This is a genomic window from Thermogemmatispora aurantia, assembly GCF_008974285.1.
In the GTDB taxonomy this organism is placed as follows: domain Bacteria; phylum Chloroflexota; class Ktedonobacteria; order Ktedonobacterales; family Ktedonobacteraceae; genus Thermogemmatispora; species Thermogemmatispora aurantia.
The window spans coordinates 27,869-43,369 of record NZ_BKZV01000004.1 but is presented as its reverse complement, the minus strand read 5'-3'; the positions used below and the strand labels follow the sequence as shown (position 1 = coordinate 43,369).

Genomic DNA, 15,501 nt, shown 5'->3' with positions numbered 1-15,501 from the left:
GCTTGTCTGCGCGGCGGGCCTGCCTGAACGCATAGCCTCTGCTCGCTATGCAGGAAAAAGCAGGATAAAACAAAAAGGTTGGGAAAGCAGCAGGCAATGGTGTTTCCGCCCTCTATCTGTTCCTCTATTTTACCTCATATGGTGAGTTACTCACAATAGCACGAGCCCCATTGACGCCCGGGGCGGCGAGGCCGCCGAGCCGCCAATGGGGGAGAGAGACGAGGCGGTTCGCGCGAGCCGGCCAGGCCAGCGTAAGTGGCCCAGCACCGGAGCACGACGCCCAGTCCACTCAGGGGAGGGCGATGATATCACCAGCGCTATCAATGCGGATCGAGACGCTACTCAGTGGCGCAGGGGCCGGCCCACTCACTACACGCGCCCCCTGGGCGGGATCATAAGTAGCACCGTGACAGGGGCAAATCAGTAACTGACTGGAAGGATCATATTCAACCTGGCAGCCCGCATGCGTGCAGACAGCGTCATAGGCAACAAACTGATCCGAGGGCAGATGGACAAGAATGCCAGGATCGCCTGTGCTGGGAACCGTAAAGGAAAGAGCACTGTTGCTGGCCAAAGACGCCTTACGAGCAATGATCGTGCCACCACTCGTGCCTGTACCAGCCCCCGCGTTCGCCGTGGCCGTAGAGGCTCCGCTCGACGAGGAGGTCGCCGACGCACCACTCCGCACCAGAGGAGCGCGCAGCGTTCCCTGCCGCTCTCCCAGGAAGCTACGCACCAGGAGCAGGCTGCTGCCCAGACCCAGCACAACCGTGGCCAGGCCGCCGGCGAGCAGGCCCAGGATAAAGCTGCGCCGAACCTCGCGCTGATGCTGCCACTGAACAGACCGCCGCACCTGGCCCTGTGGGCGAGCCGCTACCGCAGCTGCAGAAGACGGAGAGAGCCAGGCTTCTAGCTCTTGTGCGCTGTTGACCCCCAGCACGATCAGAAGTACACGGGCGAAGATGGATCGGGGCCAGTGTCCATCTTCAGGCCCAAAGAGCTGCAGCAGATAGCCATCGACGCTCGGCAGCCCGGTGTGCAGGGGCCCGACCAGGAGCAGCGTGATCCAGCAAAAGACGAACACGATGTCTGATCCATAAAAATAGGGATAGACATGCCAGCTCGCCGTCAAGAAGAAGATCAGGCTGAGCAACAAGCCACCGAACGCCGCGGGGCGCAGCAGCAAGCCGAGCAGCGTGCCAATGCCGATGGCGATCTCGCCCAGGGCCACCAGCAAGCCGACCGCCGTGGCATGGGGTAGCGCTACATAAATCAGGACATTATGGAGGGGCGAGCCGCGGGCAAAGTTGATCAGCTGGTTACCGATGTAGCCAGGGGTACCGGGATGAAAAAACTGTGGATCGCTGAACTTTTGCAGGCCCGCATAGAGAAAGGTAATCCCCAGAAAGAGGCGCAGGGGCAGTAGCGCCACAGGCGGAAAGCCCCAGCGCCCGCGGCTTTTGCCGCTTCCGGGTTGAGCCGCGGCTGGCAGCTTCTGGGTCGGCTCCAGATAAGCGGGCCGCTTCTTCGAAGACGAACCAGATGTCATGGTCTCCTTCCACCCTTGCAGGTTTGAAAACATCTTCCTGGCTGGCCGACAAGCACCATTGCTCTCCGCTCTCCGCCTGACCGCGCCAGCCAGCTGCCTTCCGTGCGGATCGCTTTCGCCCCTACCTTACTGAGGAGAGATCAAGCAACTGACAAAAAAATGTAAAGTTTCTGTGAACTACTCTCCTGGACGGCTCAGATTCAGCGAATTTTTAGCAAGCCTGCGCCCAAATTTCAGACAGCAGTGGCATGCTTGGAGGGAAAGGAAAGGAGTTAGATCTCATCACTATGACTGTGACAGGCTTTCGGACCGATACCGGTCTTGCCTTTGAGCCAGAGCGTCTGCGTCGCTACGGTGATCTGGTTCTCGACGAGTTAGAGCGCTACCTCAGCGGCATTGAGGAGCGCCCCGTCTGGCAGCCTTTGCCTGTTGAAATACGCCAGCAGATCAGTGGGCAGAGCCTGCCCGAGGAGGGACAGCCTTTTGAAGAGACGCTGACACTGCTGCGCGAGCTGATTCTGCCCTATCCCCAGGGCAATGGCCATCCGCGCTTCGCCGGCTGGATCAACTCGGCTCCCTCCCATGCCAGTATTCTGCTGAAGCCGTTGGCGGCGGCCATGAACCCTAACTGCGGCATCGGCGACCACGCCGGCCAGGAGCTGGAGCGCTGCGCCGTCCACTGGATGATGGAGCTGGCCGGCCTCCCGACGGAAGGCAGCGCCGGCGTCTTCGTCAGCGGCGGCTCCGAGGCCAACTTTACCTGTCTGCAGGCCGCGCGCTACTGGGCCGCCGAACAAGACGGCTGGAATGTGCGCCGCGAGGGCCTGCAAGGCCACCATCCACCGTTTGTGCTCTACCAGTCCGATCAGGGCCACTTCAGCATTCGCCGCTCGGTCGAAGCAATGGGCCTGGGCAGCTCCTCGATTCACATCGTGCCCTCGACCCCTGACTACCGCATGGACCTGGCAGCCCTGGAGCGCCGCATTCACGAGGACCGCGCCGCCGGGCTGCGTCCGTTCTGCGTGGCGGCTACCGCTGGCACCGTCGAGACCGGGGCCATTGATCCTCTACAGGAGCTGGCCGAGCTGTGCCATGGCGAGGGCCTCTGGTTGCACGTCGACGGAGCCTACGGCGCCTTCGGCATCCTCGACGAGCGCGTCGCTCCGCTTTACCGCGGCATCGACCAGGTTGACTCACTGGCCACCGACCAGCATAAGTGGCTCTCGGTCCCCATCGACTGCGGCTGCGCCCTCGTCCGTCACGGGGCCGCCCTTCACGACGCCTTCCGCCTGACCCAGAGCGACGACGAGGACGACGCTAACTGGATGTCTGAATATACCTTACAGCGCACGCGCCGCTTCCGCGCCCTCGATGCCTGGGCCACGGTGCGCACAGCAGGCCGCGCCGGGCTGGCCCGCGCCATCAGCAACAATATCAGTATGGCCCGCTTGCTCGCGCATGAGGTCACGGCCCAGCCCGAGCTTGAGCTGATCTCGGGCGGTCCCCTGAGCATCGTACGCTTCCGCTACGCGCCGCCCACTCTGCGCGACGAGCCGACGCTGCTCAACCGCCTCAATCGGCAACTGGCGCGCGAGATCCAGCGCCGCGGACGGGTCTTTCTGACCAGCACCCGCCTGCGCGGTCAGGAGCTGCTGCGCGCCTGTCTGGTGCACTACGCCACGACCGCCGACGACATCCAGGCAATGGTCGATGAGGTGCTGACCGTCGGCAGGGCGCTCTGCGATCTCTAGTTCCAGCGCCCTTGAAAGGAGGGAACATCTTTTATCATGTATTACAGCAATATTCTAGAGACAGTGGGCAATACACCCTTAATCGAGCTGAAGAGTTTCAGCCCGCGCCCGCGTGTGCGCATCTTCGCCAAGATGGAAGGGGCCAATCCTTCGGGGAGCATCAAGGATCGTATCGCCCTCAAGATGATCGAGGAGGCTGAGGCCCGGGGCCTGCTCAAGCCCGATTCCATTCTGCTGGAGCCAACCAGCGGCAACACGGGCGTGGCCCTGGCCCTGATCGCCACGATGAAGGGCTATCGCTTCACAGCGGTGGTCTCGGAGAAGGGGACACAGGATAAGCGGCGCATGCTGGAACTCTACGGGGCCACCGTGATTACTTCGCCGGGCGCGGCGGGCAGCAACGGCGCCATCCGCCTGGCTCAGGAGATCGCGCGAGAGGATCCGCGCTACGTGATGCTCTTCCAATACGGGAACGAGGCCAATCCCGCCGCCCATTATGAGACCACCGGGGTGGAGCTGCTGCGCGATCTGCCCGACGTCAGCGTGGTGGTGGCCGGCCTCGGCTCCGGCGGGACGCTCACCGGCATCGGGCGCCGCCTCAAAGAGCATAACCCGGCCATCCGCATTATTGGGGCCGAACCAGTTCAGGGAGACAGCATCCAGGGTTTGCGCAACCTGGCCGATGGCTTCGTTCCCCCGGTGCTGGATCTAGGCGTCATCGATGAGCGCCTGCTGGTCTCCAGTCAACAAGCCTGGGAGCGCACGCGACAGCTCAAGGAGCAAGAAGGGATCTTTGCCGGCCCGTCGAGCGGGGCCGTGCTGGACGTGGCTCTGCGCGTGGCTGAGCACATGGAAGAAGGTAAGATCGTCATCATCCTGGCCGACGGCGGCTGGAAGTACCTGAGTGAGCCACGCTGGCTCGTGCAGCCCGCCGGTCAGAGCGAGCATACTACCATCTCCCTGCAACCTTCGCTCTGCTGAAAGGGGACGCCCTTCCGCTGGCGTCCCCCTCCTTCTCCCTCTTCTCTTCCCTCACCCGTCTCCTGTTGCCTGTTCCGCCGTGCTCCAGCGGGCGGGCTCGCTGGCTCGCCTCGCTGCCTTCCTCTCACGAGGGCCGACTGCCCGGCTGCGACAGACTGCGACTGCGCACCGTCTCCTCACCGCGCGCCGCGGCGCGTCCATCGACGGCGGCGGGGAAGAGAATCGTGACCGTGGTCCCTTCGCCCAGCCGGCTATCGAGGCGGATCTTGCCGCCCTGAGCCTCCACCAGCTCACGCGTGATGGCCAGCCCCAAGCCGCTGCCACCGGGCCGCCTCCCCATCCGGCTGCGGGCCGGGTCGGCACGGAAGAAACGTTCAAAGACATGCGGCAGGGCCTCGGGCGGAATCCCCTCGCCCGTATCGCGCACGCTTAGCATGACCAGACCACCGCTGGCCGGGCTGGCCTGCAGCTCGACCGTTCCCTCGGCAGGCGTATATTTCAAGGCATTATCGACAATATTGAGCAGAGCCTGACGCAGACGGTCCTTATCGCCCACCAGGGCCGGTGTTCCCGGGGCTACACCCCAGCGCAGCGTCTGGCCATGCGCCAGGTGCTCCGCCTGCTCACAGACCGTTGCCAGAATGTCATCGGCTCTGATCAACTCACGCCGCATCTCCAGGCGACCCGCATCGAGGCGCGTCAGCACCAGCAAATCTTCCACCATGCGCTGTAGACGCTGCACCTCAGTATACATGCCACGCGCCAGGCGCCGCGCCGCCTCCAGGTCACCACGATCGGCCCCCAGCAGCAACATCTCCAGACTCCCGCCGAGCGCCGTCAGCGGCGTGCGCAGCTCATGGGAGACATCCGAAACAAAGCGCTTCTGGCGCTGGAAAGCCTCCTCCAGTCGCGCCACCATGCGATTAAAGGAGTGAGCCAGACGCCCGATCTCATCATCCGTTGGCGGTGGCTCGATGCGCATCGACAGCTCGCCCTGAGCAATGCGCTGACTGGTGCGCTCGATCTCGACCAGCGGATGCAGGGCCACGCTGACCAGCGGATAGATCAGGGCCGTGGCCAGGCCCAGCAGCACCACCACGCCCATGAAGAGCGTCAGATGCAGCGTCGTCAAAAAGTCATCGATCGGCGTCGTCGAGGTGCTGATCTGCAGAATGCCCAGCGTGTGATCGCGGAAGGTATCGACCAGGGGCAGGAAGACCACCAGCTGCGGCTGCCCATTGGTACCCCTGAGCACCAGATAGGGGGGGCGCTGGTCGTTGCGCTGCAGGGCCTGCTGCACCTGAGCGGGCGGCACATTGATAGGTTGCAAGGCAAAGGGGGAGCTGCTGCCCGGCACCAGTACGCTCCCGTCGCTGGCCAGAATGGCGGCATTGGTGCTGGGACTCACGAGGCGGAAAGCCAGGGTCGAGGCGGTATAGAGAAAGTCCGCCGAAGGCTTCTCCGGCGGTAGGAAAGTGTACGAGAGGCGGAAAGGGTGATCCTGATTGCCTTTCATGATGCCCTTGATGGCCACCTGGGCCTCGTTGCAGAGGACGTCGACCTGATTGGAGAGCAGGTCTTGCTCGGCAATCAGGGAGATGATCACCCCGAGCGAGCCGAGCAGGAGAGTCAAGAGGCCAAGGGAGACCAGCACCAGGCGCCAGCGGATCGGCACGTGGCGTAAGAGTCGCTGCAGAAGATTGGCGCGCTTCTTCATGCTTTAGCCTCGCAGGGTATAGCCAATACCCCGCACCGTTTGCAGCAAGCGTGGCGGATTGTCGTGCAGCTTCTCGCGCAGATGGCGGACGTAGACCTCGACAATGTTGTCGTCGCCGACGTAGTCATAGCCCCAGACGCGCGAGAGAATGGTGTCGCGCGAGAGGACCTGACGCGGATGCATCAGGAACAGCTCCAGCAGGCTGAACTCGCGCGGCGTCAGCTCGATTGGCTCGCCGCGCAGGGTGACGGTGTGAGTTCCCCGGTCAAGAGTAATGTCCTGGAACGAGAGTATGTCGGCGACATTGTTGCCGTGACGGCGCAGCACGGCCCGCGTGCGCGCCATCAGCTCGCGAAAGGCGAAGGGCTTGGTCAGGTAGTCGTCGGCGCCGCAGTCCAGGCCGGCCACGCGGTCGTCAACCTCGTCGCGGGCCGTGAGCATGATAATCGGGATATCGTGACTGCGCCGTAGCTGGCGCGTGACCTCCAGGCCATCGCAGCCGGGCAGCATGATATCCAGAATGATGATATCCGGCTGATGCTGCGTGGCCATGCGCACCGCCTCCGGCCCACTGGTGGCCACCAGCACCTGAAAGCCTTCGTAGATAAAACCCATCTGGAGAAAGTCTATGATCTGCGGCTCGTCATCAACAATTAGGACCGATGGTTGCTTGCCTTTGCTACCGTTATGCTCCTTATTGCTCGCCAGCATGTTCAAAACCTGTGCCCTATCTCATACAAGTGCCAAAGCAGACGCTCTCTTCTCTTCTGTGTATACGCTCAGGGGGACCTGAAGTGGCAAACCTGCCAGCCCCCAGGGATAGTGAACAATACCTGCATGGTATATAGCAAGCCCGGCTGAAAATTCGCTGAATCCCCCCTGCAGCGGGTGCGCAGCCCATTTTTCTTACGGCCATCCTCAGCGACGAGAGCGCTTGTAGAGCCGCCAGCGACGCCATTTCAGCGAATTTTCAGGCTCGCTGCGGCCTTTTTTCAGCCCCAGGTGGCAAGATGAATGGCAGTTTCAAAAGAGAATGCTTGGGCTACTCAAAAGCTGTACTCACTACAGTGTCAATCCAGCTGCCCTATCTCAGGCAAAGCAAAGCAACACGATTCGCTTGCAGGTTGTCTGTCTGATTGCAGAAAGGCAGAGATGATCTCTCTTAGGAACGGATACGTCTATGACTACTATCAGCCTACCACCAACGAGAAATGTCGGGCTAACGCACCCGTCGCGGATTGTACTCACGCCTGGTCGTCTCCTGGCCAGCCTGCAGCACGGCGCCCGTCAGATGCCGAACAAGGCCCTACTCATCGAGGCCGAGAGCGGCAAAGAGCTGAGCTACAGCCAGGCGCTGGCAGGACTGGCCCTTCTGCGTCAGCTCTTCGGTCCGCCGCCTCAGCGCATCATGCTTGCCCTGCCGGGCAGCCTGCTCAGCGGTTTGATCTGGCTGACGGCTCTCAGCAGCGGCTATGACCTGATCCCCGTACCACCGGAGGCCAGCGCTGATGAGGCCCGGCGTCTGCTGGCGCGTCAGCGTCCGAGCCTGCTCTGTGCCGCCGATGAAGGAGAGAGTGCCTGGAGTGCCCAGCTCCTGCCCTCTACCGTACGTCTCTTCACGGCTTCCCAACTAACGGCCCTCATCAGCCACGCCCCAGAGCCAGCTCGGCCTCTGGCGATACGCGAGGGGCGCGTCTATCTGAGCACCTCCGGCAGCACAGGAGAGCCGAAGTGGCTGGCCCTCAGCGAGCGCCAGATCGCCTGGACCGCCGAGCAGGTGCGCAGCAGTCACGCCCTGACTGACGCCGATCGCGGCCTGACCACGCTGCCATTCTTCCATATCAACGCGCCCGTTGTCAGCCTCTGTGCCTCGCTGCTGGCCGGCGCCTCGCTTATCGTGGCCCCACGCTTCAGCCGGCGACGCTTCTGGTCCTGGGTGGAGCGCTACGAGGCTACCTGGATCAGCGTTGTGCCCACCATTGTGGCCCTGCTGCTCGAAAGCGAGGGGTGCCCGGCCTTTCTGCCAGGCCGGCTGCGCTTCGCGCGCAGCGCCTCGGCTCCGCTACCGCCGGCCAACCTGCGCGCCTTCGAAGAGCGCTTTGGCATTCCTCTGATCGAGACCTATGGACTGTCGGAGGCCGGCAGCCAGGTCGCGGCCAACCCCTTGCCGCCCGCGCCGCACAAGGCCGGCTCGGTGGGCCGTCCGACCGGCGTGGCCATGCGCATCTGCCTGCCGCGCGGCGACGCTCGTAGCCAGAGTCAGGGAGACGAAGAGCTGCAGGATCTGCCGCCCGGCGAGGTGGGCGAGATCTGCATCGCTGGCCCCAACGTTATCCGCGCCTACCAAGATGGCGCCGGTGCTTCCTCTTTCCAGAACGGCTGGTTCCGCACCGGTGATCTGGGCTACTTCGACGAGGACGGCTATCTCTTCATCAAGGGGCGGCTGCGCGAGGTCATCAACCGTGGCGGCGAGAACATCGCGCCACGCGAGATCGAGGAGACCCTGCAGGAACACCCGGCGGTGCGGGAGGTCGCCGTGGTTGGACGACCTGACCCGCTCTACGGAGAGGTCGTCGTAGCATACCTGAGCCTGCAAGAGGGCCGCCAGCTCAGCGTCGAGGAGCTGCGCAGCTATGCCCGCCAGCGCCTCAGTCCGCCGCGCGTCCCCGTCGACTACCTGATCCTGCCCGAGTTGCCGCGCAACGCCACCGGCAAGATCGACCGCCGCCTGCTGCGCACCCGTGAGCAAGCGCGGCGCGAGCTACAGCAGATTGCCAGGGAGGAGGTCAGGAGTTAGCTTTGAGTCAGACCAGTATCAGCCTCAGCAGTAGCAGCAGCGCTCGTCGTTCCAGCGACGGTCACAGCTCCAGCTCGCCAGCCGGTAGCGGCAAGCGACCGCATGTCTATGAGCTTGATCCCTTGCGCGCCTGCACCGCCCTCAGCGTCATCGCGGTGCATGTCCTGGCGGCCACAGCCTTCCTTAACGGGAGCGGCGTGGGTTACGCCATCCAGAACGCCCTGCTGGTCTCGTTCCACTTCACGCGCGAGATCTTCATGTTCGTCACGGCCTTCGCCCTCGTCTACGTCTACAACGGGCGCCGCTTTCCAGTTGGACAGTTTTGGAAGAAGCGCAGCCTGGGGGTCATCTTTCCTTATGTCTTCTGGAGTCTGGTCTATGTCGTCGTCAACACGCACCCCAGCTCCTGGAGTACCTTTCTCAAGACGGCCCTCTTCGATGTGGCGACGGGCAACGCCTCCTATCAGCTCTACTATATTCTGCTCACCATCCAGTTCTACCTGATCTTCCCGCTCTTCATGGGCCTGCTCAAACGCTGGGATCGCCATCCCTGGCTCCTGCTCCTCGGCAGCTTCGTGCTGCAGGTCCTGCTCTTCTACGTCGACTACCATACCGTGCAGCGCAGCGGCAACGCTTTCTGGCACACGGTGGCCGTCTATCAAGACCGTTTCGTCCTGATGTATCAGTTCTACTTTGTGCTGGGTGGACTGGCAGCCCTTCATTTCGAGCAGGTACGCAGCTTTGTCCTGCGGCACGCGCGCCTGATCATGGGCCTCTTCGCCCTGACTTTGCTGGCCCTCTGGGTCCACTTTGCTCAGCAGATCAGCGTCTATCACGAGTCAATGGGCTACGCTACTTCTGTCTTGCAGCCGAGTATGGTATTCTATAGTGTAGCGGTTATCGGCCTGGCCCTTTGGCTTTGCGCCCGTTGGGCAAGAGGACTGGCAGGTCTGCCCAGTCAGGAGATCAACAAGCGCCTGAGCGTGCGCCTCTGGAGCCTCTGCTCGGACGCCTCCTTTGGTGTTTACCTGATCCATGTCTTGATCCTCAACCAACTGCTTGGCCGCTTACTACCATTGCTACCAGGCAGCTGGCCTGTTGCCCTGCGTGTGGTCCTACTCTGGTGTGCCGTTGCCGCGCTCTCGCTGGCGGTCAGCAGTGCGCTGATGTACACGCCCTGGCTCAGCCGTCTGGTAGGACGTGCGGGGCCGCGGCTTCGCGCCGCTGGCGGCCATCAGAGTCAGAGAAAGGAGAGCAAAGCCGAGGCCCTGCCCGACGCCGGCAGAAGGCAGCCGGCTCCAGCAGCAAAAGTCACCATCGCCCTCGTGCCGGCAGTCTCGCAGACCGGCCCCACAGATACCGCTGGCGTTTCCGCGCCTCAAGATCTCCGGTCTGGAGCACTGGCCCGCTATGAGCAAGCGTACAAAAACCATAGTCTTGATAGTGCTGGTCCTGGCCTGTCTGATGGGCGCCACGCTCTATAGCCTGCGCGGCCCCCTCGGCCTGCGCCGCAGCGTCGCCTCACCGTTGGCAATCCAGTCTCATCGCAATGAGCAGCAGGAGCCGCTGACGAGTCGGCGCCTGACGCCGGCTCCTACGGCGAGCGCCTCCCTGCTCTCGCCAGCTCTGCCTGGCCTCAACTATCTGGGCTTCACTGCGCACATCTTCTCGCAAGGGGGCAACAGCCTCGTCTACTACCTCTATGTCCCCCAGCCGCTCAATCTCAAGCAACGGTACCCGCTGGTCCTGCTCCTCCACGGCGGAGGTGAGCGCAGTCTACCCAACTATACCGCTGCTCAGAATGAGCAACTTCTGCTCAACCAGTCCTACGTGCGCGTCTGGAGCAGCGACTACCAGGGGCCGGCCAACCCACACATCCAGCAGCGCTGGCCCTGCTTCGTCCTGGTCCCACAAATGAAACAGGGGCAGCAATGGGTCAACGTCCCCATCAACGGCGGCTCCTATCATCAGCCAGCTCAGCCAAGTATCCCGCTCCAGCTCACCAAGGCCCTGCTCGATCGAGTACTCGAGGCGTACGCTAACAACATCGATCGCACGCGCCTCTATGTCACGGGCCTCTCGAACGGCGGCTACGGCACCTGGGACGCCATTGAGCGCTGGCCTGACCTCTTTGCCGCCGCCGCCCCCATCGCCGGCGCTGGCGATCCCTCGCTGGCCGCGCGCATCAAGGACCTGCCGATCTGGGCCTTCCACGGCTCTGCCGATCCAGTGGTGCCCGTCAGCGGCTCGCGCGACATGATCGCCGCCCTGCGCGCCGTTGGCGGCCATCCACGCTATACCGAGTTCGCCGGAGCCGGACACGGCGTCTGGGGCTACGTCTACTCGCTGGAAAATAGCCCCCTGCGCGTCAGCGACTTCTTTCCCTGGCTCTTCTCGCAGCACCGCTGAGCGGAGCAGGCAGACAGGCAGAAAGAGACCGGCAGCCGCTTCTCAGGTATCTATGGGTATGGGGTGAGGCAGGACGCCGCCGCCCTGTCCAACCCGGTTCCCGTTGGACAGGGCGGCGCTTGCGTCCCCTTCAGCGAGAGGCATATAATGTCTACAGATGACAGGGAGACCGGCAAATAGCAGAAGCTGAGGAAGAACGAGGAAGTGGGGGCGAGAGTGGGTCTACATGGGCGCAGGCGGCATTGAGCGAGCGCTTCCTGTCTTGCTTCTCATGCGTTCACTCGCTGCTCTGCGCAAGGGCGCGCAGGCAGTGTGTTACATTGCAGTAAGGAGAGAACAATGACGACCCAGCCACAGCGACCGCAACCACGCATCGTCAAATTCTATGAAACCACCCTGCGCGATGGGGAACAGACCCCCGGCGTCAATTACTTCCCCGAAGAGAAGCTGGAGATCGCCCGGGCTTTGGCCGACATGGGCTTCGATACCCTGGATGTCGGCTTTCCGGTCTCCTCACCGAGCGAATTCGAGGCCGTGCGCCTGATCGCCTCGCAGGTCGAGAACGCTGAGATCTGCGCCATTGCCCGCGCCGTCAGGGGCGACATTGAGGCCGCCTGGGAGGCCGTCAAAGTGGCCTCCCATCCGGTGATCGAGCCGTTCATCAGCGTCTCCCCCATCCATCGCCAGGTCAAGCTGGGCAAGAGCCGCCAGGAAGTGCTGGAGATGGCCCGCACCGCCGTGGCCTACGCCCGCACCTTGACCGACACCGTCGATTTCGCCCTCGAAGATACGACGCGCACCGAGCACGATTTCATTCTGGAAGTCTGCGAAGCCATCCTCAAGGAGGGCGTGCGCTTCGTCACTATCTGCGACACCGTGGGCTACGCCCTGCCCTGGGAGTTCGGCCAGCTGATCGCCGATCTCAAGCGCGAGTTTCCGACGATCCGCATCTCAGCCCACTGCCACAACGATCTCGGTCTGGCCGTGGCCAACGCCCTGGAGGGCCTGCGCAACGGCGCGGAGCGCGTCGATACCTCTTTCAACGGCCTGGGAGAGCGTGCCGGCAATGCCGCCACCGAGGAGGTGGTGATGGCCATCCGCACACGCTCGGCAGACCTGGGCCTGGATGTGCGCGTCGATACCACCAAGATCATTCCTACCAGCCGTCTGATCGCTAAATACTCGGGCATGCAGCCCCAGTGGACCAAGGCCATCGTGGGTCAGAACGCCTTCAGCCACGGCGGCGGCATCCATCAGGATGGGGTGCTCAAGGATGCCCGCACCTACGAGATCATGACCCCTGAGTCGATCGGCCTGAGCCCCACCGAGCGTCGCATCCGCATGGGGAAGCTCTCGGGCCGCGCCGCTCTCGCCGCCCAGATGCGCGAGCTGGGCTATACCCTCGAACAGGAGCAGCTCAATCGCGCCTTCGAGATGGCCAAGCTGCTGCTCGGGAAGAAGCGCGAACTGGAGGAGCTGGACCTGCGCTATATCGCTGAGACCGCTATGAAGTAGTCCTGTCCTGTCCTGCCGCGCCGCCTGTCCTGGCGGCGCTTTTCTCCTCTTGCATATTGTTGATTTTCTGGATAAACTAAATCATGTAATGGGTTGTAGGAACGAACGCCGACGGGCCTGAGCTTGATCAGCCAGCAGCCAGCCAGGGCGCCCAGCCCGCCGGCCTGCCAGAGGCTATACGCCAAGCCAGAGGAGAGAATCATGAGCGCCGGAGAACATCACGAGCACGTCCATCAACCAGCAGAGCATGAGCATCACGAGCACAACGGCGCGGCCTGCGGCCCGGGCTACGCCTCGCCTGAAGAGGCCACCCGAGCGCCGCGCGAGAAGGTGCTCTATACCATTGCTCTGCACGTTGGCACTGGCGTCGAGGCTCCTGACTACCTGGCCACCATCGATGTTGACCCCGGCTCGCCCACCTACTCGCAGGTCATCCACCGCACAGTGATGCCCTATGTCGGCGACGAGCTGCACCACTTTGGCTGGAACGCCTGCAGCTCCTGCCACGGCGACGCTCACAAATCGCGGCGCTTTCTGGTCATCCCGGGCAACCGCTCCAGCCGCATCTACATCGTTGACACCCAGGACGAGCGGGCCCCCCGGCTGCACAATGTCATAGAGCCGGAGGAGATCAAGGCCAAGACCAACCTGAGCGCCCCTCATACTGTGCACTGTTTGCCCGACGGGCACGTCATGATTTCGATGCTGGGCGACGGCGAGGGCAATGGACCAGGTGGCTTCCTGCTGCTCGACGAGGAGTTTCGCATCGCCGGGCGCTGGGAGCAGAAGGCCGACGGTATGCGCTACAACTACGACTTCTGGTATCAGCCGCGCCACAACGTCATGGTCAGCAGCGAGTGGGGGGCCCCCAAGACATACTTCGACGGCTTCAATTTAGAGGATGTCCAGGCTGGGAAATACGGGCGCCAGATCCATTTCTGGGACTGGCAGCGCCATGAGATCGTCCAGAGCGTCGACCTGGGCGACAAAGGGCTGATCCCGTTGGAAGTGCGCTTTCACCACAATCCCGGCAGCACGCATGGCTTCGTCGGCGCCGCCCTCAGCAGCGTCATCTGGCACTGGGAGCGCGCCAATGGGAGCTGGCACGTGCAGCCGGTGATCGAGGTCCCCTCGGTCGAACTGGAGGGCTGGCCCTTCCCGGTCCCTTCGCTCATCACCGACCTGCTGGTCTCAATGGACGACCGCTACCTGTATTTCTCGAACTGGCTGCACGGCGACATCCGCCAGTACGATATCAGCGATCCGGCCCATCCACGTCTGACCGGCCAGGTCTGGTGCGGCGGTCTGCTCGGCAAGGCCCAGCCGGTCAAAGGCCACGAGCTGGTCGGCGGACCGCAGATGCTGCAGCTGAGCCTGGACGGACGGCGGCTCTACGTGACAAACTCGCTCTACAGCAGCTGGGATAACCAGTTCTACCCCGAGTTGGCCAGGCGCGGCTCCTATCTGCTGCAGATCGACTGTGATCCCGAGCATGGCGGCATGAAGATCAACGAGAACTTCTACGTCGACTTCGGTCAGGAGCCAGCGGGGCCAGCGCGCGCCCATGAGATGCGCTATCCCGGTGGCGACTGCACCTCAGACATCTGGATCTAGCTCGCCCAAGGCGGTCACTGTCCTGGCAATACTCCCTTTCTCTGCCACGAGGCGGACCTGGGTGGGACAAGGTACTCCACTCCACGCAGATCCGCCTCGCCAGACTCTGCTACGCCTCTCTCAGGGCACTAGTGCAGCTCACGCCAGAGCGAGGCGGCCAGAATCACGGGTAGAGCCACTACCAGGAGCACCGCATGGAGTGGCGCCAGGCCCACCGGCAGCAGCAAAAGCAGAGCAAAGAGCAGAACCACCCCACTGAGAATGAGTGGATCGCCCACGAGAAATTGGTACAAGGCCCGCAGCGGCCTGAGCAGTCGCGGCAGCATCAGCGGCCTCCTCTCTCAGGCAGACTGGCGGAGCTGAAGCCCGGAGCGACACGCCGACGGGCCTGGGCCTTGAGCCAGAGCACCAGCAGGGCGGAGCAAAGCAAATAGAAGGCGGCCAGCACCAGTAGGAAAGCATCCTCTAGCGGCCAGTTGATACCCAAACCCTCGCCGCTCCAGAAGGTGCCGAAGGTCGTCAGCATGATGCCGACCAGGAACTTGAGCGTATTTTCCGGGACACGCTTGAGCGGGGCCTGCAGCAGCAGCCCAACGAGCACCACCAATAGCCCGGCAGCGCTGGCACCGAGGGCCGCCGTGCCGAGGGCGCAGCCGGCGCTGCAGCTGGGGGTTATGGCGCTACTGCCAAAGGAGATCACGATAAAAGCCACCTCCAGTCCCTCTAGCAAGACGGTCTTGTAGGAGAGAGCTACGCCAAACGGCTCTAGACGCGGGCGTGGCTGCTCGCCGCGCGCCCGCAGGGCCGCCATCTGTTCCTCAAAGATGGCCTCCTCGTCGTGCAGCGGCTTGAGGCCACTATAGCGTAGAATAGCCTTCTTGAGCCATTTGAGGCCAAAGAGAATAAGCAGGATGCCGATCACGAGACGCAACAGGGCCAGCGGAATCCAGTAGACGAGGGCCAAACCCAGGGCACCCACCAGCAGGGCCAGCGTGGCAGCGGCGGCGACAGTTCCGACCAGCGAGCTGCGCCAGTTGATAGTCAATCCCACAACGAGCACAATGGTGAAGGCTTCGACAAATTCGACCGCCGAGGCCAGGAAGGCGGCAGTCAGAATCGCCCAGGCCATAGAGAGCTGTTCCCCTTTCTGTCTAAACAAGGATGAGAG

General features: G+C 63.0%; 12 protein-coding genes. 7 read left to right on the top strand and 5 right to left on the bottom strand.

Features of this window, described 5'->3' with window-relative positions:
* Positions 1-289 precede the first annotated feature (289 nt).
* Positions 290-1,549, bottom strand: a complete 1,260-nt coding sequence (locus tag KTAU_RS12810) for a TQO small subunit DoxD (protein ID WP_170293270.1) — start codon at positions 1,547-1,549, stop codon at positions 290-292.
* Positions 1,550-1,797: 248 nt separating this feature from the next.
* On the opposite strand from KTAU_RS12810, the gene KTAU_RS12805 reads away from it, so the two are divergent.
* Together KTAU_RS12805 and KTAU_RS12800 are read left to right on the top strand one after the other, a co-directional pair.
* A complete protein-coding gene (locus KTAU_RS12805; protein ID WP_151728775.1) occupies positions 1,798-3,300 on the top strand; it encodes a pyridoxal phosphate-dependent decarboxylase family protein in 1,503 nt (500 codons plus the stop codon).
* Positions 3,301-3,336: 36 nt separating this feature from the next.
* Positions 3,337-4,281 carry a PLP-dependent cysteine synthase family protein gene (locus KTAU_RS12800; protein WP_151728774.1) on the top strand — a complete coding sequence of 315 codons (945 nt, stop codon included), beginning with the start codon at positions 3,337-3,339 and terminating at the stop codon, positions 4,279-4,281.
* 124 nt (positions 4,282-4,405) lie between these two features.
* On the opposite strand, the gene KTAU_RS12795 is transcribed toward KTAU_RS12800, so the two are convergent.
* The gene (locus KTAU_RS12795; protein WP_151728773.1) at positions 4,406-5,998 is read right to left on the bottom strand and encodes a sensor histidine kinase; all 1,593 of its coding nucleotides are present in this window, start codon (positions 5,996-5,998) and stop codon (positions 4,406-4,408) included.
* A 3-nt stretch (positions 5,999-6,001) separates the two neighbouring features.
* Positions 6,002-6,709: a response regulator transcription factor gene (locus KTAU_RS12790; protein WP_151728772.1), complete on the bottom strand. Its 708-nt coding sequence runs from the start codon at positions 6,707-6,709 to the stop codon at positions 6,002-6,004.
* Positions 6,710-7,178: 469 nt separating this feature from the next.
* On the opposite strand from KTAU_RS12790, the gene KTAU_RS12785 reads away from it, so the two are divergent.
* From KTAU_RS12785 to KTAU_RS12765, 5 genes are all read left to right on the top strand, one after another.
* A complete protein-coding gene (locus tag KTAU_RS12785; protein ID WP_151728771.1) occupies positions 7,179-8,795 on the top strand; it encodes an AMP-binding protein in 1,617 nt (538 codons plus the stop codon).
* 2 nt (positions 8,796-8,797) lie between these two features.
* Complete coding sequence (locus KTAU_RS12780; RefSeq protein ID WP_151728770.1) at positions 8,798-10,279, top strand: acyltransferase; 1,482 nt, start codon at positions 8,798-8,800, stop codon at positions 10,277-10,279.
* A complete protein-coding gene (locus tag KTAU_RS12775) occupies positions 10,206-11,204 on the top strand; it encodes a carboxylesterase family protein (RefSeq protein ID WP_151728769.1) in 999 nt (332 codons plus the stop codon). The genes KTAU_RS12780 and KTAU_RS12775 overlap by 74 nt, the downstream gene beginning before the upstream one ends.
* Positions 11,205-11,543: 339 nt before the next feature.
* Positions 11,544-12,719: a 2-isopropylmalate synthase gene (locus tag KTAU_RS12770; RefSeq protein ID WP_151728768.1), complete on the top strand. Its 1,176-nt coding sequence runs from the start codon at positions 11,544-11,546 to the stop codon at positions 12,717-12,719.
* Positions 12,720-12,920: 201 nt separating this feature from the next.
* A complete protein-coding gene (locus KTAU_RS12765) occupies positions 12,921-14,333 on the top strand; it encodes a selenium-binding family protein (protein ID WP_151728767.1) in 1,413 nt (470 codons plus the stop codon).
* A 128-nt stretch (positions 14,334-14,461) separates the two neighbouring features.
* On the opposite strand, the gene KTAU_RS12760 is transcribed toward KTAU_RS12765, so the two are convergent.
* Both KTAU_RS12760 and KTAU_RS12755 read right to left on the bottom strand, forming a co-directional pair.
* Entirely contained in the window at positions 14,462-14,659 is a 198-nt protein-coding gene (locus tag KTAU_RS12760; protein WP_151728766.1) for a hypothetical protein, read from the bottom strand.
* On the bottom strand, positions 14,659-15,462 hold the full coding sequence (locus tag KTAU_RS12755) for a COG4280 domain-containing protein (protein WP_151728765.1): 804 nt from the start codon (positions 15,460-15,462) through the stop codon (positions 14,659-14,661). Before KTAU_RS12755 ends, KTAU_RS12760 begins: the two co-directional genes overlap by 1 nt.
* Between the last annotated feature and the right edge of the window lie 39 nt (positions 15,463-15,501).

Bases quoted from the DNA above. Each gene is read 5' to 3' on its own strand.
- KTAU_RS12810 (WP_170293270.1), bottom strand. From the start codon at position 1,549: ATGACATCTGGTTCGTCTTCGAAGAAGCGGCCCGCTTATCTGGAGCCG.
- KTAU_RS12805 (WP_151728775.1), top strand. From the start codon at position 1,798: ATGCTTGGAGGGAAAGGAAAGGAGTTAGATCTCATCACTATGACTGTG.
- KTAU_RS12800 (WP_151728774.1), top strand. From the start codon at position 3,337: ATGTATTACAGCAATATTCTAGAGACAGTGGGCAATACACCCTTAATC.
- KTAU_RS12795 (WP_151728773.1), bottom strand. From the start codon at position 5,998: ATGAAGAAGCGCGCCAATCTTCTGCAGCGACTCTTACGCCACGTGCCG.
- KTAU_RS12790 (WP_151728772.1), bottom strand. From the start codon at position 6,709: ATGCTGGCGAGCAATAAGGAGCATAACGGTAGCAAAGGCAAGCAACCA.
- KTAU_RS12785 (WP_151728771.1), top strand. From the start codon at position 7,179: ATGACTACTATCAGCCTACCACCAACGAGAAATGTCGGGCTAACGCAC.
- KTAU_RS12775 (WP_151728769.1), top strand. From the start codon at position 10,206: ATGAGCAAGCGTACAAAAACCATAGTCTTGATAGTGCTGGTCCTGGCC.
- KTAU_RS12770 (WP_151728768.1), top strand. From the start codon at position 11,544: ATGACGACCCAGCCACAGCGACCGCAACCACGCATCGTCAAATTCTAT.
- KTAU_RS12765 (WP_151728767.1), top strand. From the start codon at position 12,921: ATGAGCGCCGGAGAACATCACGAGCACGTCCATCAACCAGCAGAGCAT.
- KTAU_RS12760 (WP_151728766.1), bottom strand. From the start codon at position 14,659: ATGCTGCCGCGACTGCTCAGGCCGCTGCGGGCCTTGTACCAATTTCTC.
- KTAU_RS12755 (WP_151728765.1), bottom strand. From the start codon at position 15,462: ATGGCCTGGGCGATTCTGACTGCCGCCTTCCTGGCCTCGGCGGTCGAA.